At 39.3% G+C, this 20,950-nt stretch carries 16 protein-coding genes; 4 read left to right on the top strand and 12 right to left on the bottom strand.

The window, feature by feature from the left end; translation table 11 throughout:
- Positions 1-59: 59 nt before the first annotated feature.
- The 4 genes from ACZ41W_RS00665 to ACZ41W_RS00680 all read right to left on the bottom strand — a co-directional run bounded on the left by ACZ41W_RS00665 (position 60) and on the right by ACZ41W_RS00680 (position 5,531).
- Positions 60-2,081 carry a hypothetical protein gene (locus ACZ41W_RS00665; protein ID WP_464312964.1) on the bottom strand — a complete coding sequence of 674 codons (2,022 nt, stop codon included), beginning with the start codon at positions 2,079-2,081 and terminating at the stop codon, positions 60-62.
- Complete coding sequence (locus ACZ41W_RS00670) at positions 2,078-3,256, bottom strand: radical SAM protein (protein WP_464312965.1); 1,179 nt, start codon at positions 3,254-3,256, stop codon at positions 2,078-2,080. The genes ACZ41W_RS00665 and ACZ41W_RS00670 overlap by 4 nt, the downstream gene beginning before the upstream one ends.
- Positions 3,240-4,139, bottom strand: coding sequence for a hypothetical protein (locus ACZ41W_RS00675; protein WP_464312966.1), 900 nt, complete (start codon positions 4,137-4,139; stop codon positions 3,240-3,242). Before ACZ41W_RS00675 ends, ACZ41W_RS00670 begins: the two co-directional genes overlap by 17 nt.
- A 78-nt stretch (positions 4,140-4,217) precedes the next feature.
- Positions 4,218-5,531 carry a metallophosphoesterase family protein gene (locus tag ACZ41W_RS00680; protein WP_464312967.1) on the bottom strand — a complete coding sequence of 438 codons (1,314 nt, stop codon included), beginning with the start codon at positions 5,529-5,531 and terminating at the stop codon, positions 4,218-4,220.
- 214 nt (positions 5,532-5,745) lie between these two features.
- On the opposite strand from ACZ41W_RS00680, the gene ACZ41W_RS00685 reads away from it, so the two are divergent.
- Positions 5,746-6,885 (top strand): hypothetical protein, encoded by a 1,140-nt coding sequence (locus ACZ41W_RS00685; protein WP_464312968.1) that lies wholly within the window; start codon positions 5,746-5,748, stop codon positions 6,883-6,885.
- Positions 6,886-6,891: 6 nt separating this feature from the next.
- Complete coding sequence (locus ACZ41W_RS00690; RefSeq protein ID WP_464312969.1) at positions 6,892-8,043, top strand: aminotransferase class V-fold PLP-dependent enzyme; 1,152 nt, start codon at positions 6,892-6,894, stop codon at positions 8,041-8,043.
- A 22-nt stretch (positions 8,044-8,065) separates the two neighbouring features.
- Here ACZ41W_RS00690 and ACZ41W_RS00695 read toward each other — a convergent pair whose 3' ends face one another.
- A complete protein-coding gene (locus ACZ41W_RS00695) occupies positions 8,066-9,040 on the bottom strand; it encodes a tRNA dihydrouridine synthase (protein WP_464312970.1) in 975 nt (324 codons plus the stop codon).
- A 423-nt stretch (positions 9,041-9,463) separates the two neighbouring features.
- On the opposite strand from ACZ41W_RS00695, the gene ACZ41W_RS00700 reads away from it, so the two are divergent.
- Both ACZ41W_RS00700 and ACZ41W_RS00705 read left to right on the top strand, forming a co-directional pair.
- Entirely contained in the window at positions 9,464-10,939 is a 1,476-nt protein-coding gene (locus ACZ41W_RS00700) for a GNAT family N-acetyltransferase (RefSeq protein WP_464312971.1), read from the top strand.
- Between the two features lie 134 nt (positions 10,940-11,073).
- On the top strand, positions 11,074-11,820 hold the full coding sequence (locus tag ACZ41W_RS00705) for an S-layer homology domain-containing protein (RefSeq protein ID WP_464312972.1): 747 nt from the start codon (positions 11,074-11,076) through the stop codon (positions 11,818-11,820).
- 151 nt (positions 11,821-11,971) lie between these two features.
- Here the strand turns inward: ACZ41W_RS00705 and ACZ41W_RS00710 are convergent, their stop codons facing one another.
- The 7 genes from ACZ41W_RS00710 to ACZ41W_RS00740 all read right to left on the bottom strand — a co-directional run bounded on the left by ACZ41W_RS00710 (position 11,972) and on the right by ACZ41W_RS00740 (position 20,921).
- A complete protein-coding gene (locus tag ACZ41W_RS00710; RefSeq protein ID WP_464312973.1) occupies positions 11,972-12,277 on the bottom strand; it encodes a hypothetical protein in 306 nt (101 codons plus the stop codon).
- Positions 12,278-12,356: 79 nt separating this feature from the next.
- On the bottom strand, positions 12,357-14,147 hold the full coding sequence (locus tag ACZ41W_RS00715; protein WP_464312974.1) for a hypothetical protein: 1,791 nt from the start codon (positions 14,145-14,147) through the stop codon (positions 12,357-12,359).
- 11 nt (positions 14,148-14,158) lie between these two features.
- The gene (locus ACZ41W_RS00720) at positions 14,159-15,700 is read right to left on the bottom strand and encodes a VirD4-like conjugal transfer protein, CD1115 family (RefSeq protein ID WP_464312975.1); all 1,542 of its coding nucleotides are present in this window, start codon (positions 15,698-15,700) and stop codon (positions 14,159-14,161) included.
- On the bottom strand, positions 15,697-16,572 hold the full coding sequence (locus ACZ41W_RS00725; protein WP_464312976.1) for a hypothetical protein: 876 nt from the start codon (positions 16,570-16,572) through the stop codon (positions 15,697-15,699). Before ACZ41W_RS00725 ends, ACZ41W_RS00720 begins: the two co-directional genes overlap by 4 nt.
- 11 nt (positions 16,573-16,583) lie before the next feature.
- Positions 16,584-17,153: a hypothetical protein gene (locus ACZ41W_RS00730; protein WP_464312977.1), complete on the bottom strand. Its 570-nt coding sequence runs from the start codon at positions 17,151-17,153 to the stop codon at positions 16,584-16,586.
- 13 nt (positions 17,154-17,166) lie between these two features.
- A complete protein-coding gene (locus tag ACZ41W_RS00735) occupies positions 17,167-17,532 on the bottom strand; it encodes a hypothetical protein (RefSeq protein ID WP_464312978.1) in 366 nt (121 codons plus the stop codon).
- Between the two features lie 11 nt (positions 17,533-17,543).
- Complete coding sequence (locus ACZ41W_RS00740) at positions 17,544-20,921, bottom strand: DUF4062 domain-containing protein (protein ID WP_464312979.1); 3,378 nt, start codon at positions 20,919-20,921, stop codon at positions 17,544-17,546.
- Positions 20,922-20,950 lie beyond the last annotated feature (29 nt).

Below are 20,950 nucleotides of genomic sequence, written 5' to 3' on the forward strand. Positions count from 1 at the left end.
AAAAAGCTCCTGATTAAGAAGGATGTGAACGTCTTCTTAATCAGGAGCTTTAAATTTAACTAGTGCTTGCTACCACTTTCATCGGCGATAAAGCCTTTAATATATGGTAAAAGAGCTTCCATGGTCTTTGTAACATACTCGTCAAATGCAGTACTTTGTGCAAATCCACCTTTTTTAGCAAGGTCTTCCACAAATGGTTTGAGTTTTTCTTCTCCACCAACACCTACTAAGTCTAGACAACCTGCTTTGCAGGCTTCAAAAAGTCCTTTTCTCGTTTTGCCATCATCTTCAAAGTCCCAAGCCCAGTGCCAAATGATTTTGTAAAAGACAAAAGATCCTACCCAAGTTAGTTTGAGTTCAGGTTTTGAGAAGTAATTGTTGTCTATAACGCCACCTAAGATGTCATTTGCCCGTTTATAGATGACATCATAAGCAATATCTCCCCAAGTATCGCTGGCTTTTGTGGTGATAATCTTATCAATTGCGTCTTGTAAAAGCGCTTTGATTTGACCCGCTGCCATTGCACCTATTGGACCGGTAAGTGAATTGACAACCATGCTAAATGCGCGGTCATTTAACCACTGAACCCATTCTGCACAGTAAAGTGCATTGTCATACCATTTAGCAATATCATCATAATCTTCTTTTTGTTTTATCAAAATATAGTAAGCAATTTCCCAACATTCTTTTCTGAACTTTTTAATATCTTCAGTTCCCATGTAGTATTTGCCATTTTCAAGTTCGATTTTTTTCTTCTCTTTGTCAGGAGAAGGTAGCCATTTTTCAATGGTTTTAACGGCGTAATCATATTCTTTTTGCCAATCTGTTTTACCTTCATTCATATAAGCTGGTAGGATTGCAAATGGGATTGTAACGGTATAGTAATCCACGCCATCGTCAATAGTCGCATCGACAGTAAAATGGTAACGTTCACCTTTCTTACCAGGGATAGCCTTTTCCATTGAAACGACAAATTTGCCAGATGGTAAATTAGAAGGACGCGCCCCGTCGTATACAATTGGCGCTTGAATGGTTTCAAATACGCTCTCTGCACGTTCGTCTTGTGGATCTGGATCATCAAAGTAAAAACTGTCGCTTTCAAATACTGAGGTATCGCAGACGAGTTCTCTTTTCTCAGCATTCCATTTCATGTATCGAAGATCGAATACAGTTGTCTTCATTTTACCTTCTTCATCAGTATCCGCTTTGATGAGAAGTTCGCCTGTTTCAGGATCATAATCAAGTGTTTTAATGAGAAAGAGTCCTTCACGCCAAATGTAGACATCACAGTAATCCGTGAGTTCGTATTCTCCAGATGAACCGTGAATGGTAACGCGGCCTTTTGAATAGTGTGCGGCATTATTTGTAGGTGAGGATTCTTCGCTATCGGCTTCTGTGATGACGAGATCCGCCTTTGTACTTAAGTCGTTTTGCGGTTCAAGTGAGACTGTACAAAGATTTTCTGCCCAGTTATCCATTTCGTAGTCGAGTTGCCATGCTTCTGTTCCTGCGTTGGCAACGTTGACTTTAAATGTAAATGATTCGCCAGATTTCGTTAAAAATTGACACTTCTCAGGTTTAATCGTAAGGGCAGGAGGTGCTACGAGTGGCACTGAGTATTTAGCAGAGTAAGTTCTTTTTTGGTAGCGAACTGATGCTTTTATTTGAATTTTGGAAGGAGGTGTTCCGCCTTCTTGATTATCAATTGGGATGATTTCAGCATATTTCCAATCTTCCACCATATTTGTATCTGATATGCGTGCCCATTTTGCCCCTTCACCTGTGATAGAAAATTGAATTTCCAAGGTTGGATCCGCCAAAATCAGTGTTTCTTTTTCAGTTTCTTGAACGAGCCGTGCATATAAATAAACAGGGTCTTTACCTGCCTCTATGCGACCACCCGACGGCATGATAGATTTTTCCATATAAATTGGTGAACCTTTTCCGCCGTCATCGTCACCATCATCACCTCCATCACCGCTGCAATCAAATAGAGCAAGTATTGCCAGTAAACTTTCTAGCAAAGAGCCTCCAAATGATGTACTACTGGAGTTGGTTACAAAATCAGTTCTATATTTCATAGGATACCTCCCATTTGTTTGGTTTTACAAAGTGTTATTTCAGGGATAATTGGACATCCTCCCATACAGTCTGACCACTTGGTACATCCGACGCAAGTGGATTTAAACTGCTGCCTGAATTGATTAAAAGGAGTTGAAAACCAAGCTTCTTCTATTGTTGATTGGTTTAAATCCACTGCCCATGAGAGGGTTTGATCAAAGCTACAAGGCACAATTTGACAATCAGGTGTGATATATGCTGAAAACCTACCAGCTTCGCAAGCATCAAATCCTTGTGGGTCAATTTTGGGTGAAAATTGTAAGACACCAGGTACGGTGCAACTATCATATCCAATTTTATCGATGCCATAACTGGATTCAAACAGTGAAAAAAGGGTCTGGAGCTTTTCACTAATTGGGAGAACTGCTGTATCAGATCCTTCGCCAATTGGTTTGAAAAGCAAGAATATGATTCGGTTGATCTCAGTTGGGATTTTTTGATGTTTTAATAGATCAATGGCTTCATCTAAGGTTTCTTCTGATAGAACAAAATGAATGTTCGTTCTGACACCTGCTTCGACTAACAACTTAATCGCTGAATATGTGTAATCGTTTCGATACCAGCTAACGGCAGCAGCACCACAATATTCTGCAATTAAAGCGGCTTTTTCAGAAGTCATCTGATAACCGGAAGTCGTTAAATTAGGAACGATGTTCTTTGAACGCGTGTATTTTAAGATGGCTTCAAAATCCTCGTGCATATCAGGGTCGCCTCGACCGCCTAATGCGACCTGAAAACATCTACCGGCGCTTTCATCGATGATTTTTTTATAGTGATCCAGCGTCATATTGTTTTGAAACACATAACCACCACTTTGGTAGCATTTGCCACCGCTCATTGAACAGAGTCCGTCAAGTCCATGTGCACAATGTCCCATAATTCCGATATCGAGAAGTTGGGGGTAGCTCGACATGAACGGTTCACCCTCAGGCGCATCCATCCTTAAGTATGCACCACTTTCTGCATCAAAATAGCTTTTAAAGTGAAATAGTGGATCGATATGTGTCGAAAAATTTGAGGGAACTTTATAAATCTGTTGTTTTTCTGGAACGGGAATTTTCTTTTGCGTTTGATTCAATGAGAGGGGGAACGAAGTATTTGTCATACGTGTCATTGGATTATTTTGTGGTTTCATGATTTCCACCTGTTGACTTAAAGACAACCATTAAAACAATGCCAATTACAAAGACAATGGTTCCCATAACCATGCCGACTTTTGAATAGTAACTATTCGCAAGTTGACCTGGAATGAATGCCAATGACAGTCCAAGAGCAAATCCAGCACCTGCGATATATCCAGAGCGCAGAGTTGTAACGGTCTTACTTTGGATGAGTTTTCTAAAATCCTTGATGATTGCAGTTATCATCTGCAAAACAACATTTCCTCGTCCTTTTGAAAGATCATCTATAATTGCCAGTGCGAGCATGAGACACACGAGGTATTTATCAGGTTTATTATTACGGGTTAAGATATTGGATGCAAAAAGTCCGAGTCCAGCAGATGCAACAAGTAAACCGAGAGCGTGCTGTTTGCCATCTTGAATGGATTTCACGATGATGCCAATACCACGAGAGAGTCGTTTTGCAAGCGCTCCGCCACGACCGCTTTTTATGTCTTTTCCCCAAGGGATAAAATTCCGACTAATCGTTGAGAGGTAGACAGCTTTACCGATAAAACCATTATAGGTAGCTGTCAAAAAAATGATGAGAGAACCGAGTTTATGGAGTGCAGGGGGCATTGTATACCATTTCATCATAGGAACGGTCCAAAGAATCATCCAAATGATAAAAAGTGGTCCAATCCAAATAATATTTTTTTTCATCCTTCCAACAAGTGCTTTGTAATTTAACCCGACGACTTCTACCAGTAATGGTAAAAAAGCCATGTTAAATCCTTTGTTGAGTGCGCTACTGGAATCATCATATCCAGATGTTTCGCTTAAGAGCTTTGATTCGTCTGAAATGGTTGTTTCACGTTCGATTTGTCCGGTAGGAATAGGAACAAATTTTTCCGACATAGTGACCTCCTTCGGTTATTGAATACGTATATCCTTACCCGAAAAAAAGCGAAACAATCGACGATTTTATCTTGAATTTCAAATGTCAATGACACCGACAGAGCTTAGTTGATTTTCAAGGTGGACGATCGCTGGAGTCACTTCTTGATAAGCACTTTTTAAGTTGATTTTAGACTGCACGCTTAACTTTCCACCGGTTGAGAAAACAGTGAATAATTGTTCGTGATAATAAGATTGGACACCTGATTGAGCAACTTGATGACCTCGAAATAAAAGATCAAAATCGAAGTGGTCTTTATAAGCAATAAAATGATCTTCGGTAAATTTAAATCGCCCTTGATGCCACCTCATATTTTCAAGTTGCTCGGTTGGGTCTGACCACATCATCTGTTGCCTATTCGAACGGTGTGCAGCGTCAAAAGCATCTTGCTCAGTCATGGCGGCAAGCGTCTTAAAAGATTGATACCAAAGGTGCATTGGTTGCCATAAAGGAGACGACCATTCTTCTGTCTTTAATAGAACCTCCAGTGGGTCGTTTTCCGTTAACGCACGCGTTGTGAGGTTAGGTCTCAAAATACCCCCATGACAGCAAAATGCAACTCGATTAGAAACGGGATGTGTCACAATTGCCCCATAAGCAAGCGATTCAAAAAAGTAAAGATACATCGGTAAAATATCTTCTATAACGGATGGATTCTCGTGTTCGAGCGCGCGAATGAATAGAGGAAAATACCAAAGCGGATGATCTTCTTCAGGTACGCGGTAAGGCGTTATAACCGAACCGTTGTTTTCTATATATCCTCCATCATGGTTGCCACGTAGCAAGAGAATGTGTTCAGAATAGAGAAATTTAAGGGAAAATATCCAATCCAAAATCGCAAGATGTTCTGCGCCACGATCCACATAGTCTCCCATAAAAACAAGTCGAAAAGGGAGGTTATTTTTAGTGCGTTCAAAAAAAGATGTGCGCTGCAACAATGCTTTTAAGCTGTCTATATCTGAGTGAAGATCGCCAATAACATAGGTTTCATCAGATCCATCCACTAAGTAAAGCGCGTGTGCACGTTTTGGCTTTGCAGTTGCTATGGTACATAGATCACGCATATGATGCGTAAGTTTCATTAAATTTGAAAGCTCGAAGTTCGACTCAAGGCGGTGCGTGGTGACGATGGATTGAATGAGTAAGGTATGATCTAGAAACACTTCATTGAGTTCATAGCCAAAGAAGGATTCAGGCGAAGGGATAAAGCTTGGGTCACTTGTTTCGTATATAGCCTGCCAACGGGTATCGATCATCGATTCAAATTGTTCATATGTTGGAAGCTCATCTGAATTTTTCCATTGATTGAGTTGGGTCCATAAAGGGGTATTTGAAGGGTGTGAATGCAACATAAAATAGATCCTTTCTATCTGTGAAATCGTCCTGTGACGTCGTCTAAGTATCCTGTTAAACTCATTATGACATAGGGGGTATGAGGTGTCAAAATCAACCGTCACAAGCAAATGATACGAATCGTTAATATTTGATTAAAAGGTGATGAATCTCATGAGAAACTTAGTAAATTATGATATACTAAAATTATTCTAGTGTTAGACGGAGGCATAGATGAACAGAAAGATTTTGGTCATTATTTTATCATTTGCACTTATTTTTACTGTATCGGGATGTGGCAAAAAAGACAAAGAATCCGATCAGCAAGATGATCCGAAAAAAGTTGAAACAACTGAAGCGTCATCTGTTGAAGATAAAGAAATCGACTCGAACATTCAAAGTGCAATTGAAAGTTTGAAAACGTCGGGGAGTGTAAACGATGTGGAGTTTGATGCATACCATGCAGATCAGTTGATTCAATACTTAGAAGCGAATCAAGATAAAGCGTATAGTCAGATTTCAGCAGAATTTGAAAGAACAGTAAAAATCGTCAAAGCGCTTGCTGAGATGGATATACATGTAAGGGTGGATTCGTTAACCTATTACCAGACACCACAAACACAGAAATTTAGTGTGGAGTTTGTACAAGAAGATGGCACGACCATGACCTGGTTTGATGCATTTGAAGTGATCGATGACGATACACTTGCTTGGTCCGAAGAGTTTATCATCGTTCAAGATGTTTATTCAGAAGATAATTATGTGAAATATGTGGGCAATTCAGGTGAAGAAACTATGGCAGAGTCCGATTTTATTGAGGACTATTTGAGACTTGACGCATATTATGCAAATAGTGAGTATTTAATGGCTTTTTCTGAAGATTCGACTTCGGATAATCAACTCAAAGGGTATATTGGACCTTATTTAGCAGGTGGATTTGATTTTGAATGGACAGGTGGCGCTAAAACGGGATCTGATGGCACGACAACAGAATTTAACATGTCAACTACTGGTCAGCCAAATGTGATGAAAATGCATCGTTTTGGATTTACAATGGATGGTACTGACATGTACTATCTCGTGGCACCTAATATTTCATATGAACGCAATCCAATTACTGTGGAACCGACAAAAGAGAAATCTGGCTCAGATGCGTACTTTTATGATCTATCAGCATATGCGGATGGTTTGATTGAATACGTACACGAAGTAAAAGATGTTAAAAAAGACAGTGTATTTTACGAGCTTATTGCAGTTAAATCAATTGATGGCGCGACGATTTCATTTTATGCCATTGATAAAACCGGTGAAACTGCATGTACTGTGAATATAGAATTTTTGACAAATGGCGTTGCAGTGACTGTTGGTGAGTAAACACTTATGAAAAAAATTTACCTAGATAACAGTGCAACGAGTTTTCCTAAGCCCAAAGAGGTGGGAGCTGCGATGCTAGAATATATGGAGTCTATTGGAACGAATGTCGGTAGAGGTGCTTACCAATCGGCCTATCAAGCAGATAGCCTTGTATTTGAGGCGAGAGAAAGGGTTCAGAAGTTATTTCGAGCAGAAGATTCTAAGAACGTGCTTTTTACCATGAATGTGACCCAAAGTTTAAATCAACTCATTAAGGGGTTACTCAAAGAAGGCGATCACGTCTTGATATCCAGTCTAGAACATAATGCCGTGATGCGACCACTAGAGCAGATGAAAAAACTGGGAGTTACTTACACTCAGATCCCTTGTGATGAAGAGGGAAGAACCGATGTGCCGGCGATTTCTTCGCTCGTATGCCCAAATACAAAAGCCATCATCATGATTCATGCGTCCAATGTCTGTGGCACCATTCAGCCGATAGATGCAGTCGGAGACATCTGTGCTAAAATGGGGCTGATTTTTATCGTCGATGCAGCACAAACTGCAGGATGCGTCGATATTGATATGAAAGCCATGAACATTGATGCATTGGCGTTTACGGGGCATAAAAGTATGATGGGACCACAGGGAATTGGTGGCTTTCTCATCAGCGATGCGCTCGCTTCTCAACTAGATGTATTGGTAAGCGGAGGAACAGGCAGTCTTTCGCATGCACTTGAGATGCCAGAGTTTTTGCCAGATCGCTTTGAAGCCGGAACACCTAACATCCCAGGAATTGTGGGTTTAAGTGCCGCACTCGGATACATTGAAAAAGTGGGTGTTGACAATATTAGACAACAAGAGATGGCGTTAACCATGCAATTTATACAGGGACTCGAATCCATTGAAGGCGTAAAAATAATAGGACCCAAGACGATGATAGACAGAACAGCAGCTGTCTCGATTGTCATTGAGTCCATGGATATGGCTAGTGTCGCGCATCAACTGGATTCGGCTTATGGTATTATGACGCGCGTGGGAATCCATTGTTCACCATGTGCACATCGCGCATTAGGAACGTATCCAGCGGGAACCATTCGGTTTTCATTTGGACATTTTAATACGTCTGATGATGTGGATGCAGCTTTAGAGGCTTTATCAAAGATTCTAAAGCAGTAACAGTATCAAGAAGGTCGTTTTCTCACATGGACTCGACAACACTTCTATAACCTGGAGTATCCGGTAATATACGTTCTTCAGCAAATAATGCGTCAATGATAGCTTCGTAATCGCGAAGCTTTTCGCATTTTTTGATCTTTTTTGAGTATTTCTTATCCTCTGAAAATAGAGGCATCATGTAAAACCAAAGTTCTTTCATTTTAAAAAGGACATTCCGTTCGCCAGACATAATGGTTTGATACTCCGCATATAAGGTATCGTGAAACTTTCTAAAAGTCGCTTGATCGCTCATGGATCCCGTCTTGATCTGTCCCACGAGTCCTGGATTTCCAATAACGCCTCTTCCGAGCATCCATCTGTCAATCTGCGGAAACCTAGCCTTCATTTTTTCAAAATCACCTGTTGAAAAAATATCCCCATTATAGCAAATCGGGCATGAAATCGTATCGAGCGCAGCGCTAAATACTTCGAGGTTTGGCGTGTTTTTATACATGTCTTTTTGAATCCTCGGATGAATAATCAATTCTTCCATGGGATACTGCTTAAAAATTTGAAGTAAATCATAAAACTCATCGTGATCGTACTTACCGTGACGTGTTTTGATGGAGATTTTTGCAGTAGATTTGCTATAAATGGTCTCTAAAAATCGATTGAGATCGTCTTTATGATAGAGAAAACCAGATCCTTTGTTCTTTGCCACGACGGTGTTTGACGGACAGCCTAAATTGAGATTGATTTCATTGTAGCCAAGTGCTTGGATGTATTCTGCCGTTCTAATAAACTCTTCTGCTTTGTTCGTGAGAATTTGAGGAACCGTATATAACCCTTTGTTGTGCTCGGGATTGAGTTCTTTTAATTCTTTTGTGCTGAAACTCAGATGTTGATTGGTCGAGATAAACGGTGTAAAGTATTTATCCATCGGCTCAAAAAATCGATGATACGCATTTCTGTAAAGATAATTGGTAACGCCCTCAAGTGGGGCAAGATAAAATTTCATAGGGACTCCATTTCTATTTTGTTCTGTCTTATATTATAACCTAAAAGCGGTTAGAAAATAGCATAATTCTAATTTGTGAAATTTGCGTTCAAATTGTCATAAAATTGTCATGCAGTTGACATCAAACTGACATGAAAAATGCGCGTTTTGCATTTGACAAACAATTCTAAATAGTGATACGATAAGTGTATCAAATCGAAAGGAGGATGAACATGTTCAAATTATTAAATAATCACGTACAATCTTATATCACTATTAATATGAATCGTAATGTTACATATCTCCGTGCGAAGGAAATGATTGCTTGTTAATGGATGCGTCCATTTAAGCTAAGTCGTAAAGTCGATGGTATATGCCTTATGAGCATATACCATTTTTTTATGCCCTGACACGGAAACGAGTAGCAGTTCAATGGGAGGACTTATGAAAGTCAATTTAGAAAACTTATCTAAACAAATAGATACCGTATGCCAAGAGTGGGAGGTATCAGGTGCCTTTATGGTAACCGAAAAAGGTCAAATTATCCATAGTCAATCTTATGGATATGCAGATCGAGATTTAAAGATTCAGACAAAGCGTGACTCGCGCTATCGAATGATTTTAGAAAATCCTTTTTTTATGGGGCTTTGTAGCTTTATTCTGATGGATCAAGGCCGCTTAAAACTTGATGACAAGTTGTCACAGTTTATCCCTGAATTTCAACATGCAGATAAAATCACTATAGAAGATATATTGCGTTCGCGTTCAGGGATCATGGATTTCTTTTATGAGCATGTCATGGTGGAACTTGAACATGACGAAACCTTAAAAGCAGCTTCAGAAAAAGAAAGACGCATTGCAGAAGAACTCGCTTATATCAAAAATGCTCAGTTTACAACCGTTATGGAGATTATTCGCGATAAAGACTTACAGTACGTTCCTGGTACAATTGGATTGTCTGAATCGCAGACGAATTGGATCTTACTTGCAGAAGTTATTAGACGCATTACCAATCAACCGCTCTTTGAGTTTTTATCAAGGAATGTGTTTGAACCCCTTCAGATGACAAACGTGACACTCGGTCAAGAAGCGGATACCGTAAATTATGTGTACTTTAAAAAGCAAGAGTGGTTAAGAGTGCCTTTAGATCAACTTTATGAAGGGTTGATGACAGTGACTGCAGAGGATATGGAAAAACTGCTCGTAGCGCTTTCCACGGGAAAAGTGTTGTCTAAAAAAATGTGGAAACAAGTGTTTAACTACGATGAAGAGGGCATGGGTCTGGTTTTTGAGGATGCCAATGGCTATCACTGTTCCAACATGGGTTTTATGAATAGTGGATTCTTCTTTTATATCAATCACGAATCTCAAACGGGTTTTGCGAGCTTAGTGAATGAAGAACAAAAAATGGTGAATATCGACAGCCAGTGGTATTATTTCAGACGCGTTTCTCGAGAAATCATCGAATCGGCATTTACGTATCCTGTGAAGCCTAAACTGGTAAAATTAAGCGAAAAAAATTTGTGGGATGCACTGAATTTAACGGTTGAGAAAGAACAATTGAATTATGTGCTTGAAGCAAAATCGTCTGTGGCAATGGCGCTGATGTATCGCTCAAAACAAGGGTATGTGTTAACAGAAGGAACACGCGCAATTGGACTACTTGTTCTTGAGATGGATCATAAAAAAAATCATTATAACATCGATATTATCTTGATCGATAAGAAGTTTCAAGGTCGAGGATATGGAAAAGTCATGCTGAACTGGGCAATTGAACGTCTTAAAAAAGAAGGCGCAAAAGAACTTGAGATTGGTGTGAATCGCTTTAACCATGCGGCTAAAAAAATCTACATGGATGCAGGCTTTACGCCAAAATCAGTCTATGAAGAGGGCATGACACTCCACATGGTACTTGAGTAATTCACGCTGTCAATGACAACCACTGGTATGTCAAAGACAACCTTTGGTATGTCAATGACAACCACTGGTAATCTTTGGTGGTTTTGTATATAATAAATAAATCAGAATCTTATAAAATAAGAAGGGGTTATTTTATGAAAACAAAACGACCATATGTGAAAAAAACCAAGTATCAAGTGATCAGCCTACTGATGTGTCTAATTGTTCTCACGTCGTTCTCAGCTGCTTTTGCAGATCCTTTATCACCTGTGACCGTTCCAAGTACTGGTATGAATTTACCTGTACATAACACGTATCAGGATGGGATGTTTAGAGATGTTGCTGTAAAAGATTGGTTTAAACCTTATGTAGAATCTGTTTACGAATACGGATTGATGAAAGGTAAGTTTGATTCAAAGAAAAATATCACGTATTTTGATCCGAACGGAAAAGTGACGATGGGCGAGGTGATTGCTGCAGCTGTAAACCTTTACAATCTGTATTACACTGGCAATACGGCATATGAAACATTTTATCAAAAACCTTGGTATCATTACTATGTAGAGTTCGCATATCAAAACAAGTTGATTGATACTTACTACTACAATTATGATATGACAAAAGAAGCGACTCGTGGACATGTTGCCAATATCTTTGCAAATATTTTGCCAGAAAAAGAATACGAAGTCATCAATCGCGTGAATGACAATAAAATTCCGGATGTGACCGTAGACATGTTTTATGGACAATCGGTTTATAAACTCTATCGTGCAGGCATCGTCACAGGAAATGATTTAGTGGGAACGTACTACCCAAGCTCCAATATCACCCGTGCAGAAATTGCCGCGATGATTACGAAGATTACAGATGCAAAGCTTCGAGGACGAATCAACTTAGAATAGTAGACTCAAATTAAATCAAATCAACACAAATCAACACAAATCAACACAAATCAACACAAATCAACTCAAATCAACTTGAATCAGAGTTGTTAGATCTGTACAAATTCAATGAAAAAGGTGTTTTAGCAAGTTTGCTAAAACACCTTATTTTTTATTCTGCGTCAGGTTGTGCATTCATTTGTGACATGAACTGCATGGCCATCTCAATCGCTTTATTTATTTCTGTTTCAACTTTTTGCTTGGATTGTTCTTCAGTTCCTTCGGCAACAGTTAAGCGAAAACTCGTCTTTGCCACTTCTAACTTGACGAAATCGCCTTCTAAAGTCTTAACAGCCATATCTTTTAACATTTTTTTAGAGTCTTCTTTCGCAAGATATTCCGAAAAATGATCTTGTATCATTACGACAATTCTTTTTTCATCATCTAAATGGATGGATTTGATAAACATACTTAACATATTTGTCTCCTTATATAATGTATTTAGGTATTAAAGGTTGTTCTGACGCCTATCATTATACACAGTTATGGTAAATGATTCAATCGTTTGAAGCACCTTTTGATGGATAGCCCGCGGCAATCCACTGAAGCGTTTTAACGTCTTGATCCTTGAAATCAATCTTACGGAGAGGTTGAACAAGTTCGGTAAGAGGATCGAGGTCGTCAAAAGGAATCAAACAGGCATGTTTTTTCGCCAAGTTGTTTTTATGATGTTTAATGTGTACCATATACTCTTTTGCTTCATCTAAACTCGCGCTGACAAAACCATCTGCTCGCGTATAAGCATTCCAACGATCGTGTTCAACTCGTTTTTGACGATCCATGTGATCAGGATTTAATAAATATTGAGCATAATCTTTATAATCCGTGCCACCAACACTTCTGATTTTGTATTCTGCATGTAAGGCGGTAGCAATTGAAGCTTTGCGGTTGTACTCGGCTTCATCAAATTCTTTTTCCTTGTAGCCAAGATAGAGGTGAAGTTTTAATGCCTTAGCTTCTAATTCGTTTTGCAGTAGTGCATGGGATTGATAAATGGACTCTTTACTTCCAAATGGAATGATACTAAAAGGTTGATTTTGGCTACTTTTTAAATTCTGAAGCAATCTAGATTTTTCGAAACTTTCAACATGTGTAAGAATCTTTGGCATCGTTCGTCCAAATCGAATTCGTTCAAAATAAGACCTTATGGTTATTGCAGTGCGAGAGTTGAAATCATCTTCTGAAAGTGCAATGACGACATAAGTTGCAGTTTGATGGTCATTAAGAAGATCGTATAACTCAGGTGTTTCAACGTGGATGCACTTGAACTCAATGTTGCATGTATCGACGAGTTCTGGACAGGTTAACTTCAATTTTTCAAATGCGAGTTGATCATAATCAACAAGTGTGATGGAGAGGGTATGATGTTCCATTTGACCGCACCAAGCGGCAGTTTTCACAACTTCCGTCCCAATTGAACCACCTCCGATGACCAACACTTCTATATAACCGTTTTGTGCGGATTCATAAAGTGGATGATTGATGAAAAGATTTTGCACGATGGTTTGAATTTCGCTGATGCGACGGATTTTTAATCCAGACTTTTCCATAGAATCCAATAACATCTCGGATTCAACGCTTTCTGACAAGATGTATAGACCGCCATTTAAAATGGATTGATACCGTTGATTTAACGCAATTCCAAGCTCAAGATTGTTATGCTGATTCTCAGATAGGAGCATAAAATGAACCCGGTGACGTTTTAATTTTTGTAGCCAGTTACTTTCGAGCAGTCCTGAATGTATAAAGAGTGCGCCAAGGGTTTTTGCACGTTCAACTAAGTTAAATTGAATACTTTCACTCTTGTTTTGGTCATCTGTAAAAATGAGTCTCGCCTTCGAATTATGACGAACCAAATCTTCTGCAAGAAGGATAGACTTAATATTGAGCTCCGAAAAAATATAAAAGTCCTTTTTACCAAAGCGGTAAAGTCCAAGTTTTAACTGTGTTGAAACTTCTGCAATATAAGAAAGAATCGATGTCAACAGCAGAATTGGCGCTACGACATAGAGGAGTGAAATATAAAGTCGGATGCGGCCATCTGAAAATGCCTCAAGGACAAAATTCATGTCTTCATTAAATAAAAACACTCTAAATGTGTTGAATAACGAGGCAGTGATGCTGGTGCTAAAATGAAAGCCCTCGACGATTCTATATGAAATGAAAATGAAAAACAACCCCATGCTTGTGCCTGCAAAGAGAGACTTCATGGGTTTTTCGCTAAAATAGGCATGAATGACTAAAATGCCAAATGTTGCCGCGGAGAGTGCCAAAAAAAGAGTTTCCATGTAATACCTCGCTAAATAAGATCTGAAAATGGGATAGGACGTTGTCCGGTGATGATTGCTTCGTGAAGTTCTTTTGGACCAATATGAAGAATTTTGTCTTCTCGAATATTTCGAATATTCGCTGGTGGATAGACTTTAAATCCATACTGTGAAATATCTGGCAACTGAGTGATATAAGGATAATGGCGTGCAAAGAAAATCAACGCTTCCCCTTGATCTTTTTTCAATTTCTGGAGCTCGGAAATGGTGATGAGCGGCCGTTGAATTTCATGTGGGTCGTAATTTCGAGTATTGCCACAAAGACGACTGATTTCTTCTAGTAAATTCAACTCTTTGCTGGCAAGAAACACCCAGTTTTCACAGTTTCCCTTTATGGTTTCAGCATCTGTTCCATAGCGTTTAACCAGTTGATGCATACTTTGAACGACTAGATAGAACCGAATGTTACGGCTTCTCGCAGCTGTAATCATTGCAGGCATATCTGAAATCGGTGGCGTATTGGAAAATTCATCTAGAACAAAATTGACGCGAACAGGTAGTGATTTTGTACTTTCCTTTTGAGCTTCAGCGATGAGCAGTTCGTAACATTGTTTGACAAATGATGTGACGATAAAATGATACGTACTGCGCTCATCTGGAACGATGATGTAGAAAGCTGTTTTTTTACGTCCGATTTGCCTCATATCAAATGTCGTCTCAGAGAGATTGCGAATGAGATCGCTTTGAAGTAAGAAGGGTTTCACAAAAGCAAACAGGGACGACTGCATATCTGCACGTGTTTTTTCGTGTGAGCGGCTGATTGCAAAATAATTAAGCGCAGCGATACTGTCTTGTGGAATCAATTTCATGAGTTCGTCTAAAAAATTGCGCTCCCACTGTTCTTCAGGAATCCCCAACATGTTATTGGTAATCGGGTCTTCTACTTTACCGAACTCAACACACATTCGTGAAAATGTTTTGACATTGATTTCATCATAACTACAGACGTCCATCATGACCAGTAAAACCGCTAGAGCTAGCATACGAGCTGAGTTGACCCAAAAGACATCATTGGCTCTAATAGCGGATTCCATGGAAATTGCATCGACGAAGTCACTGAGCATAGCAGTCGCTTCATCAAACCGACCTTGTTTGTATAACATTGCAGGCTCTTTTAGTGGATTCCACATATCGCCTTTTGATAGGTCACGGTAGTTGAGGACCACCACATCATATCCGAGTTCTTGCGCCTTTCCAGAGGTTGCATCGTAAATTTCACCTTTTGGATCAGTGACTACAAACGATTCACCAGCTTGTATCATCGTATGGATCATCGGCATGCAAAAAAGACGTGTTTTTTTTGAACCTGTTGAACCGATAATCAAGCTATGTGTATCTGAGTTGTCTAGATATAATCGCTTAGAATTGCCTATGAGAGGCAGGCCGCAACCTGAGTAGGCAGCATCATCGAGCATAACTTTTGTAGCGCTACTTTTAATTTCGTCATTGGTTGCCCAACGTGTTTCTTGAAAACCAGTATTATAATGAGCGAGTTTATATTGATCTTGATTCATTGAGCACCTCCGTTTTCAACTTGAAAGCCGATGACTCTTTTTTGCATGTTTTCTTTTAATCGATTGATAAATACGCCATCTTGGGCATATGCGGTCAAATCTCCACTTGTAATAATGCGCGCATCATTTAACGTGTCAGAAGCACAGATTTCAAACACGATGTCTTCACACATCAAAATCAAAGTTTTAAATCCATCGAAATGATCGCTAGAGCGCAAAAACGCAACAGAGTCCTTTAAGAGTGCTTTTGCATCATCCATTAATGAAAAATCATATCTCTGAAGCCATGTTACTATAAATCCCATGAAATCATCTACAGAGGGATAAGGTGTCACGATTTTTTCGATGCGGACATATTGAGCGAGAATGCGTTCAAGTTCAACAGTCGAAGCGTCGGACACGTTTTCAAGGACGAATAGGATACAGAGTTTATTGTCCATGCTAGCTAAGTAGTTCATCAAGCGTTTAAAATGCAAGCTTTCAAAGTGTCCAATCCACTGATTGAGTTCCACAGAAAGAACGCCTTTAAATACCCCGCGATAACTTGTAGCCGCTTCTAGTTCACGCATTAATCTTCTAAGTTCAGAAAAATCTTGTTCATCAGGGCAATAGTCAAGCGAAAACTCTAGACATTTGACGGTGCCGTAAAAGGACATAAGTTTTGCAGCGCTTAAATATTCGGACAATAAATTGATAAAGTGGCTCTTTCCAACACCCGGCTTGGTTAACCATAAGAGATTCGGAAGTACGATGGGAAGTTCATTCGCAGATTTGAGATGTTTTGAGACATTTTGCCACTTTTTGATGACCGTTTTCATGTCATCAAGGCCATATAGCGACATGATTTCGTTGTAATAATACTGTTGTTCCAAGTTGCCCCTCCTTATTTTTCTGACGATGAGGTATCATCGAAGTCATGTATAAATGCCAAATCTTCCGCTTTTTCATGATACATATCCGCTTTTTCTGATTCGTCGATTAGGGTGAAAGCGCGACTAAGTGTTTCAGATGTTTCCCATAATAATCGCCAATGTTCGCGCGATTGCTGGCTATAATCGAGCGCTTCAATTTCATCAATGACGCGTTTTCCCACATCCACCAGTGCATAAAATTGTTCGTTTTGTTCGAGTTGATGGATTATATCGAGATCGTGTTTCCATTTTGGAAGTCCGACTTGTTGAATCGGTGCTAAATTGAGATATGATAAATAGGTAGATCGAATATATTCTGCCGTCTCAAATGTTTGATTGGCTGCATCGTGATGAAATTTTGATTGTTGTATGTCGCCAATTTCGAGCAAGCAATCGAATTGTTCTTTGCGAAGTGCTGTATGTTCGGCTGTTTTGAGTTGATATTCTACCTCGAGCAAAGTTTTATAAAAAATACTCCACGCAGCATTTAAGTGTCCTGCTTCTTTTAAATGTCTACCGTGTTCAATACTAGCGTATTTCATAGCTTTCTCCCAACTACAATTTGTCATTCAGTAAGCGCTCGCCCAGTTCATCTATGCCGTGTGTCATCACGAGCGCGGCTTCGTATTCACTTAGAAATTCATTTTCGTGATCGGATTCAACAAATAGGACTTTCGTACATTTTGACAAAACTGGTTGAGTTTCTACATGAAGGCAATCACATAGAATCAAACAGCGATCATTTTTAGCTAAAATGGCATGTTTCCCACCGGAATAATAGAAGACAGGAGAAGTTGCTTCTCCAGGAACCTTGAAGGTCAGATGGATCAGGACCTCTTGATCATAGTTAATGAGAACATCATAGTTGCCGAGAATTTTTGTTTGACTACGTATTTTTTCATAAGATATTGTATGAATCATAGTGCCTCCTTCTAATTTCTTCTATGCTGGCTAATAGGTTCTGCAATGAGTCCTTCAGCGCGTCTTCGGTATTCCCATGCGAGTGATTCTTCATCTAGTTTAATGTGGACGACATAGAGATTTTTCAAGCATTGTATTAGTTTTTCTTTATAATGACCATTGGAAAAGGTATTGAACAGCGATTCTAAGATGGAAAGTTGCTTGATAAATAGATTTCTCGAGATGCCATAATCATTTATTTTAGCATAATCTTCTGCAAGACATCCTAAGCATAATGCGTAATTGTCATTTGCATGATTTTCCAGTGAATCTGACAACATCACGTGAAGTTGTACGGCTCTACTGGCATATTGAATACAGGGTTCCATGTGATCAAGTTCGTTAAGAAAAGTCCCCATTTGGCGATTCATCTCAGCAATTTGAACGATGGTCTCTGTCTCCACTTGTTCTTGATAGTTCAGATAGTATTCGGCTTGCTCAATAGCAGCGTGTATTCGTGTATAAGCATCGTTAAAACGCTGGTTTTGATAGTAAAAAGTTCCGAGTTTAAAATTGAGTTGATACAGATGTTTTAAGTGATGAAGGTCATATTGATTTTCTAAAAGTTTCTCATAGGTTGAAATAATGCCAAGAGCACATGCCTCATCAAATTGATATTCTAATCGAGCGGCTTTGTATTTTAATAATTCAGAAAGCCACTTGACGTGATTGGTGCGTCGGTATAGATCTTCAAGATGATGAATGAGTTCGCTCAAATGAGATAATTTTTGTTCTTCATTGAACTGAATAACGGGAAATAACTGAGTCACATGTGAAAGAGCAGACACCACTAATTCCAAAGTCTCGACACTTGTGCTTGTACGGTAGAGATCTAAAGCGTGATTTAAACCAATTTGCGAAAATAAGACTGCATTTGGTTCGTTCCCAATATCTAGATGACATTTCGATGCAAGTATATCGAGTGGAATTAATTCTGCAAGTAGTGTACTTGAAAAAGCCTGTGCATTGGCAAATTCGTAGATTTCAAAAGCAGACTCAAGGAGTTCGAGTGCTTTGATTGAATCCTGATTATGATGGTGATAAAAGGCTTCTTTATAACATGCAATGAAGTAATTGCCGATGGTTTGCACCGACATTTTTTGTCGATAGGCTTCATATGCATAATGTGTGCACTTCGCAAGACATTGTGGCGCATGTGGTAAGTTTGATGTCAAATAAAGTCCGGACATGCGATTATAAAACCCTGAAAGCGTAATAGGGCTATTTGAGAGTCGATGAGAAGCGGACAGTTCTAAGCAAATTGACTCAAAAATTGATACGCCAAGTGCCAAATCTTCATCCGTTTGATTGATAAATGGATACAACAAATCGCAGATAAATGCAATGATAACTTCAAGTTCTGTATCGGATTCAATGGACTTGAAAGCAGTTAGAAGTAGCTCGATGCCATGTTGGCGAAGTAACGACATCATTTGACTGGCCACTAATGACCCTTCTTTTACATGCATTCGTGCATCATACATAGCACTCTTAAGTGTTTGAAAATCTTGTCGCTCAAACGTAGTGTAGAGTCCGACCATCTGTCTCAGGCGATCGGTATAATCAAGCGTTAAAATATAGGTGTGTAGTGCACGCAGATAGGTGTCTTTTTCTTCTTCATACAAAGATAAATAATGCTCCCGAATCAGGCGATGTTGAAAATCTATAAATCCCGATTCTTTGTGACAGAGTAGCGTGCGAAGATAATTTGAAAGTCTCGTAAAGTCAAGTGTTGACCACTCTATGTGATTCATGGTTAAAAGAGCCTCTATATCGCGTTCACGAAGCCCATAGGGAGAAATAGCCAGACACATAAAAATGGCATGAGACATCGCAGGTGCAACTTGATGTCCGGCGGCATCTAGAATATAAGTAGATAGTTCAGCTAATGTTGACGGACAGGCGGAAACAAGTTCAACCATTTGACGATTCAGATCTGCAGCAGTCTGTGCTGATTTTAAATCGTGGGAATTCATCATGAGGAGTCTTTGCACGAGAAATTTTAAATAAAGTGGATTGGACCATTGTCCTTGCTCCAACAAAGTATCAAGAACGGATGAATCAATGGATTTGTGATGCATAGAAAGCTCAGTCTCAATCAACTCATGGGCGTGCGTTTTGTCATTTAATCCTGACAAGATCACTTCGTGAACAGTTTCTGGAATAATAGGACAGTTGAAGGCTTGATTTGCAGTGAAAATCCATTTTGCATGTTGAGTGATAGAGTCGGGCAGAAAAGCAAATAAAGGCAATCCTTCAGTGTTGAGTAAATCGATGTCATCTAAGAGAAAGAGGAGCGTTTTTTCAGTATAAGGCGTCAAGAGTTGAGAAAGATAAGATTGAAGCGCGTGTATGCTGACGTCATCTGGAAATGGTTTAGATTCAACTTGCAGTTGACGTTCTGTCCACCAAATGAGTTCGAAAAGTAAATCCCGAATGGTTGTGCTTTTGGCATCTTGAGAAACAAAAAATGGCATAACTTGTACTTGATTTGCAGCGCAAACATCTCCAATTTTACAGAGTAAACTAGATTTGCCCACGCCTGGCTCACCTTTGATTAAAAGGAGGTTGTGATTGTCTTCAAAAATAAGTTCTTGCAAGTTAAGAAGGAGCGTGTGATGCCCACAGAAATTCTGTGCTTTTTCCTTCATTTGTTGTTCAAATGAATGATTTAAGTGTTCTTGCCACGACAGCGCGAGGTGTTGACCCCATTTTGTAGCAAATAGACGTTTAAATCGTTCAATAAGTTGATCTCTCAAAGGTTCAAGTCCGATGAATTGCTGTTTTTCTTCCGACCATGTCGCATCGTAATACAGAATTTGATCGCCAAATTGCGTTTCAAGTTGATATTTTAAAATATCGAGTTTCATTTTCTGTACGTCGCCTTCAACTTCGTATTCTTTTCTGAGTTCAGGTCGCATTAAGCTAAGGTCAATTGGTCGCCGCATACAAACGATACAGTGATCTGCATTTTCGATCCTTGAAAGTAGACCGTATTCAATTTCAAGAGCAGTTACACTTTTAACGGGATCTTTTATTTCAAATGTCTTAGCTGAAATTGCCTTTTGTATGTAATGTGCATCTGGAATCCAGCCATATCGATCGCCGATAAAAATCAACATGTAAGGTTGGCTTTTGTCAATTTCATCAAGGCAAACGTTCAGTACTTTTATAGCGCTTTCGTCTGAATCTAGGTCGTTTGTGTTAACGCCCCATCTTAAGTCGATGAAATGCAAATGATCATGGTGTGCTTCTGCAAGTGCATTTAAAGCAGGAATGACATCTGTGTGCATCATATCGCGTTCTGATTGCATATCTCTAAATGTGCTGGAAATAAAAACAGATTGCATAAAGACCTCCGAGAATAGAATCATATAGA

It is taken from the genome of Fusibacter fontis, from assembly GCF_055378735.1.

Excerpts from the sequence above, each read along its gene's own strand:
- ACZ41W_RS00665 (WP_464312964.1), bottom strand. The coding sequence starts at position 2,081 with ATGAAATATAGAACTGATTTTGTAACCAACTCCAGTAGTACATCATTT.
- ACZ41W_RS00670 (WP_464312965.1), bottom strand. The coding sequence starts at position 3,256 with ATGAAACCACAAAATAATCCAATGACACGTATGACAAATACTTCGTTC.
- ACZ41W_RS00675 (WP_464312966.1), bottom strand. The coding sequence starts at position 4,139 with ATGTCGGAAAAATTTGTTCCTATTCCTACCGGACAAATCGAACGTGAA.
- ACZ41W_RS00680 (WP_464312967.1), bottom strand. The coding sequence starts at position 5,531 with ATGTTGCATTCACACCCTTCAAATACCCCTTTATGGACCCAACTCAAT.
- ACZ41W_RS00685 (WP_464312968.1), top strand. The coding sequence starts at position 5,746 with ATGAACAGAAAGATTTTGGTCATTATTTTATCATTTGCACTTATTTTT.
- ACZ41W_RS00690 (WP_464312969.1), top strand. The coding sequence starts at position 6,892 with ATGAAAAAAATTTACCTAGATAACAGTGCAACGAGTTTTCCTAAGCCC.
- ACZ41W_RS00695 (WP_464312970.1), bottom strand. The coding sequence starts at position 9,040 with ATGAAATTTTATCTTGCCCCACTTGAGGGCGTTACCAATTATCTTTAC.
- ACZ41W_RS00700 (WP_464312971.1), top strand. The coding sequence starts at position 9,464 with ATGAAAGTCAATTTAGAAAACTTATCTAAACAAATAGATACCGTATGC.
- ACZ41W_RS00705 (WP_464312972.1), top strand. The coding sequence starts at position 11,074 with ATGAAAACAAAACGACCATATGTGAAAAAAACCAAGTATCAAGTGATC.
- ACZ41W_RS00710 (WP_464312973.1), bottom strand. The coding sequence starts at position 12,277 with ATGTTAAGTATGTTTATCAAATCCATCCATTTAGATGATGAAAAAAGA.
- ACZ41W_RS00715 (WP_464312974.1), bottom strand. The coding sequence starts at position 14,147 with ATGGAAACTCTTTTTTTGGCACTCTCCGCGGCAACATTTGGCATTTTA.
- ACZ41W_RS00720 (WP_464312975.1), bottom strand. The coding sequence starts at position 15,700 with ATGAATCAAGATCAATATAAACTCGCTCATTATAATACTGGTTTTCAA.
- ACZ41W_RS00730 (WP_464312977.1), bottom strand. The coding sequence starts at position 17,153 with ATGAAATACGCTAGTATTGAACACGGTAGACATTTAAAAGAAGCAGGA.
- ACZ41W_RS00735 (WP_464312978.1), bottom strand. The coding sequence starts at position 17,532 with ATGATTCATACAATATCTTATGAAAAAATACGTAGTCAAACAAAAATT.
- ACZ41W_RS00740 (WP_464312979.1), bottom strand. The coding sequence starts at position 20,921 with ATGCAATCTGTTTTTATTTCCAGCACATTTAGAGATATGCAATCAGAA.